5 protein-coding genes are annotated in these 5058 nt (G+C 65.7%); 3 read left to right on the top strand and 2 right to left on the bottom strand.

What is annotated here, in order from left to right; all coding sequences use genetic code 11:
* Window positions 1-546: glycosyltransferase (locus tag DSP71_RS22910; RefSeq protein WP_258546204.1), on the top strand; the 546-nt coding region annotated here is incomplete at its 5' end.
* 1 nt (window position 547) lies between these two features.
* Here the strand turns inward: DSP71_RS22910 and DSP71_RS01635 are convergent.
* Window positions 548-1288 (bottom strand): ABC transporter ATP-binding protein, encoded by a 741-nt coding sequence (locus tag DSP71_RS01635; RefSeq protein ID WP_371861874.1) that lies wholly within the window; start codon window positions 1286-1288, stop codon window positions 548-550.
* Window positions 1281-2117, bottom strand: coding sequence for an ABC transporter permease (locus tag DSP71_RS01630; RefSeq protein ID WP_218867324.1), 837 nt, complete (start codon window positions 2115-2117; stop codon window positions 1281-1283). The genes DSP71_RS01635 and DSP71_RS01630 overlap by 8 nt, the downstream gene beginning before the upstream one ends.
* A 233-nt stretch (window positions 2118-2350) precedes the next feature.
* On the opposite strand from DSP71_RS01630, the gene DSP71_RS01625 reads away from it, so the two are divergent.
* Complete coding sequence (locus DSP71_RS01625; protein WP_181800633.1) at window positions 2351-4036, top strand: glycosyltransferase; 1686 nt, start codon at window positions 2351-2353, stop codon at window positions 4034-4036.
* Entirely contained in the window at window positions 4030-4932 is a 903-nt protein-coding gene (locus DSP71_RS01620) for a glycosyltransferase family 2 protein (RefSeq protein WP_113680198.1), read from the top strand. The genes DSP71_RS01625 and DSP71_RS01620 overlap by 7 nt, the downstream gene beginning before the upstream one ends.
* Window positions 4933-5058 lie beyond the last annotated feature (126 nt).

Here is a 5058-nt window from a genome sequence, read left to right as displayed (position 1 = left end):
TTCGGCGGTGCCGGCGAGGGAGCCGCTCCCCGCGGTGTACTGTCGCCTACCGGCGGGTATCTGGTGCTCACAGGGTCTGTCGCCGAAGCGGCGGAAGGCTTCCGCGGAGCGGTGGCGGCCGGTCTCGATGCCATCGTCATCGATGCACCGGAGGGATCCGAGCCCCGCTACGTGGAGGCGGCCTCCGCGTCGGGACTCCCGGAGCGCCGCGTGCATGTGCGAGGCGCCCTCTCGGCCGAAGACCGTGCTGGTGTCCTCGAGGGTGCCTCTGCGTATGTGGCCGCCGACGCCACGGCAGGGTGGCCCTGGCGTGCCGTGGAGGCGATGACGCTGGGACTGCCGGTCGTCGCCGTCGACAGCGGTTCGCATCGTGATGTCATCTCTGACGGCGGGCGGATCGTCCCCGTCGATGCGATCGCGGAGGCGGTCGAGGATGCGGCAGGCGGATCCGCCGAACGCCTCAAGGTGCTCGCGTCCGATCGGTCGCGAGCCTTCTCCTGGGCGAGTTCAGCCGAACGCCTCTGGGGACTGCACGCGGACCTCTGAATCAGGCTCGCATCAGTTCGACGGCGTCCTTGCTCGGACCGTCGAAGTGCACCTTCCCGCCCTTGAGCAGGATGCCGCGCTCGCAGAGATTCGACACCATGTTGAGGTCGTGGCTCACGACGACGAGGGTCTTCCCCTGCGCGTGCAGCTCTCGGACGCGGGCGAGGCACTTCTTCTGGAAAGGCTCGTCGCCCACCGAGAGGATCTCGTCGATGAGGAGCACATCCATCTCGGTGTGGATCGCCACGGAGAAGGCCAGGCGCAGGAACATCCCGGAGGAGTAGTGCTTGACCTCGGTGTCGATGAACTTCTCGATCTCGCTGAAGGCGACGATCTCGTCGTAGCGAGCCTCGGTCTCCTTCTTGCTCATGCCGAGAATCGCGGCATTCAGGAAGATGTTCTCCCTGCCGGATAGATCGGGGTGGAAGCCGGCGCCGACCTCGATGAGTCCGGCCACTCGACCACGCGTGAGGGCGGTGCCCGTGTCGGGCTCGAGCACTCCGGAGATCAGCTTGAGCATGGTCGACTTGCCGGAGCCGTTGAATCCGAGGAGCGCGACCGACTCGCCCTCGCCGATCTCGAACGACACTCCGTCGAGGGCGTGGAAGTTCGTCGTGAGCGGCTTACGGCGGATGGCAGCGAGGGCTGTCTCCTTGATCGAATGCGTGTGACGAAGCTTGAAGGTCTTGTGCACGTCGTCGATCACGACGCGGGGCAGCGTCTGCGTCAGGGGCTCAGAGATCTTGGGCAAAACGGCCCTCCAGTCGGCGGAAGACGAGCTGGCCGATGACCAGCGCGGCGAGAGACGTCACGAGGGCGATCAGCCCGTACATCCAGAGGTCGGGGAGAGGGGAGGCGTTGTCGGGGCCGAGGGGGAACCAGATGCCGTAGTGGAACAGCTCGACGGCCGCCGTGATCGGGTTCAGTCGGTAGAGAACGAAGAGCCACTCCGGTGCGACGCGGGCCACCTGCGTCCACTCGTACATGACGGGCGACGCCCAGATCGCGACCATGACGATGATCTCGACGAAGCTCTGCGCGTCGCGGAACGTGACGTTGATCGCGCCGAAGAACAGCCCGAGACCACTCGCCAGCACGGCGATGATCACCAGCGAGAGCACGATCGCGGCCACCGACGCCAGGGAAGGCGCCCACCCGAAGAAGAGGGAGATCCCCACGACGACGATGATCTGCGGAACCGTGTTGACGGCGGCGATCATCATGCTCGCGATGGGGAACATCTCACGGGGCAGATAGATCTTCTTGATGAGCGCCGCATTGTCGACGAGGGAGCGCGTGCCGTTCGAGAAGGCCTCGTTGAAGAAGGTGACGACCGTGATCCCCGACAGCAGATAGATCGGGAAGAACTCGACTCGATCGTTCAGACCGAGGAAGACGCCGATGGCGACGAAGAAGACGACGAACTGGACGAGCGGCTTCACGTACGACCAGAGCCAGCCGAAGATGGAGCCCCGGTACCTGATCTGCACTTCCTTCCGCACGATGAGCGAGAGGAGATAGCGCTGTCGGAAGACTTCGAGAAGTCCTCGATTCGCGCCGGGGGTCGTCAACCTCTGCGCCTCGAGCGTGCGAGCCTGTTGCACCGCGGATCCACCTTCCGTATGCGCCGACCGTCTCGCGCGCACCGGAGACAATCATACGAGTGACTCTGGGCGCTACCTGGCAACCAGGAGGGACCGGATGCCCGCCGTGGTGGCACAGCCGAGACCCAGGGTGACGCCTGGTGTCGCTGATAGGCTCGCCGAGGTCTGTGCGTCCGTCGATCCGAAAGCAACAGGTACTCGTGACACTTCTCCAAGCTCTCGATCAACCCGCCCTCTTTCGCTTCTCGGACGAGCGGACGGGAACGGAATTCTCCTTGCGGGAGCGTCGTCTGCTGGTGGGGGCGCTGAACTTCCACGCCCTGATGGCGCCGGAGCGGGAACTCCGCGTGCATCTCTACGACGGCACGCGTGAGACGCCGCCGCGGCTCACGGATGACAGCACCTTCGACGGCATGTCGCGGTTCAACAGGCATCGTCTGACGACTTTCGATGTCGTCAGCACGGTCGCACCGGAGAACCGCACGATTCTCCCTTCCGAGGCCGTGTCCGCCGCACTCACGGCTTCGCACACACGGCACCTGCACGTCTCGGCCGACGTGGTGTTGGAGTCCGATCCCTATCAGATGCCGCGCCAGGACCTTATCGGCCGTGTCGCACGGCAGGTGAAGGCCCGGGCGCCCCTCTTCTACGACGACCTCCGCGATCTGTCGCTTCTCCGGTTCCGTCGCCAGCTGCACACGCCGGTGCAGCGCCGTCAGTACGCATCGGAGTTCCGTCCGGGCGAACTCCATGAGGACGACGTCATCGTCCCTGCCGCGCAGACGCCCGCCGGCGCGCAGAAGGCCGTGATCATCGGTCTGCACTGGTTCCAGCTCGGAGGGGCAGAGCTCTGGGCCTTCGAAACCGTCCGACTCGTGCGCGAGGCCGGCTTCCTGCCCATCGTCCTGACGAACCGTGACTCCCATCAGCCGTGGATCACGAGGCCGGAACTCGACGGCGCGCTGCTCATCCCGTTCTCCGAGCCCACGGTCGAATCGCAGACTCCCGGTATCGAGCCGCTGCTGCGAGCTCTGCTGCGCACGTTCGACGTGCGCGGCGTCGTGATCCACCACAACCAGTGGCTGTATGACCGCATCGCGTGGATCGCCGCCTCCCGGCCGGGCATCCCGATCATCGACAGCACTCACATCGTCGAGTACCGAGGGGGCGGATATCCGCTCAGCAGCGCGATCGCGGCCGAGTCCCTGACGAAGCACCATGTCATATCTCCCAGCCTCGCGCGCTGGATGACCGAGGTGCAGGGCATCCCCTCCGAGAAGGTCGTGATGGCTCCGCTGGGCGGACTCACGGTCAAGCCGAAGGATGCCGTCTTCCGGTCCAGGGCTGAGGGGGAGACCTTCACCATCGCTTTCGTCGGCCGGCTGGCAAGACAGAAGGCACCGGAGGTCTTCGTCGCGATGGCCGCTCGCCTCAAGAGCCAGGGCTATTCGGTGCGGTACATCCTTCACGGCGACGGCGAGCTCGCCGGGTGGGTGGACGACATCATCGCCGCAGCGGACATGACCGATGACATCGTCCGTCGCACCTCTCTGACGCCGGTCTCCGAGACGCTCGACGAAGCGCACGTCCTCGTGGTCTCGTCCCACAACGAGGGGCTCACGCTGACGACGCTGGAGGCGATCGCGCACGGTGTGCCCGTCGTCTCGACAGATGTCGGCGCTCAGCGCGACATCATCCCCGCTCCCGCTCTCGTGCCACGTTTCGCACACCGTGCGGCACGGCGACTCGCAGATGCCGTCGCGCCGCTCATCGGCGACGAGAAGGCCAGGGAGTCGCTCTGGCGCAAGGAGCGCAAGGCGGAGAAGAAGCTGCTGTCGCAGCCGTCCGCGAGTTCATGGTTCAAGGAAGAGGTGAGCTCGTGGTGAGCGTCGCAGCGGTGGTCGTCACATTCAATCGGCTGGAGAAGCTCAAGACGGTCCTCGCCTCCATCGCCGCGCAGACGCACCCGGTGGAGACGCTGTTCGTGATCGACAACGCCTCGACCGACGGCACCGCTGAGTACCTGGCGGGCCTCGAGCTCCCGGTGCCCGTCGAGGTCGTCACCATGGCGACCAACTCGGGAGGAGCCGGAGGATTCACCGAGGGTATGCGCCGGGGGTACGCTTCCGGTGCCGATCACGTCTGGATCATGGACGACGACTGCTACCCGAAGCCGGATGCGCTCGCCGCATTGATCGCAGGATTCGATGGTGCCGTGTCGGAGCTCGGCCCCGACGTGCCGTTCGCCTGCTCGGTCGTGGAGTTCACGGACGGCAGCATCTGCGAGATGAACAATCCCGTTCCGACGTGGGACTGGGGACGGCTCCTGGTCAAGGGCCAGCAGAACGTGATGGTCACCGCGTGCTCGTTCGTCTCCGTGCTGATCCCGCGGTGGGCGATCGCCGAATACGGCTTCCCTTACGCGGAGTACTTCATCTGGTTCGACGACCGTGAGTACACGTTGCGTCTGACCGCCCGCTGCCCCGGAGTGCAGGTGCTCGACAGCTCGGTGATCCATGACATGGGCGACAACCGCGGCGTGAACTTCGCGATGGTCGACCGGAAGAGCCTGTGGAAGTTCGCCTACGGCGTGCGCAACGAAGCGTCGTGGCAGCTGCACCACCGCGGACTCCTGCATTTCCTCGAGTTCGGCGCCCGGCTGTTCGTCAGCCTGCACCGCGGAAAGGTCTCCCTCGACCTTCGCGCTCGCCTCCTCGGCAAGTGGCTGCAGGGGATCACCTTCAACCCCAAGGTGCGGTATCCCGAGGCGGAAGACGCGTGAGCTGGCTGGGGGCGGCGCCTGTCATCCTCATCTCGGTAGCCCTTCTCTTCCTCCCCGGATACCTCGTCGCCAGGGCTCTCTCGCTGCGAGGGCTCTGGGCGTGGGGCGTCGCCGCTCCGGCGTCGG

The sequence above is a fragment of the Microbacterium sp. H6 genome (genome assembly GCF_003314775.1).
In the GTDB taxonomy this organism is placed as follows: Bacteria; Actinomycetota; Actinomycetes; order Actinomycetales; family Microbacteriaceae; genus Microbacterium; species Microbacterium oxydans.
The sequence above is the reverse complement of the archived record's forward strand: the minus strand, read 5'-3'. Positions and strand labels throughout refer to the sequence as shown.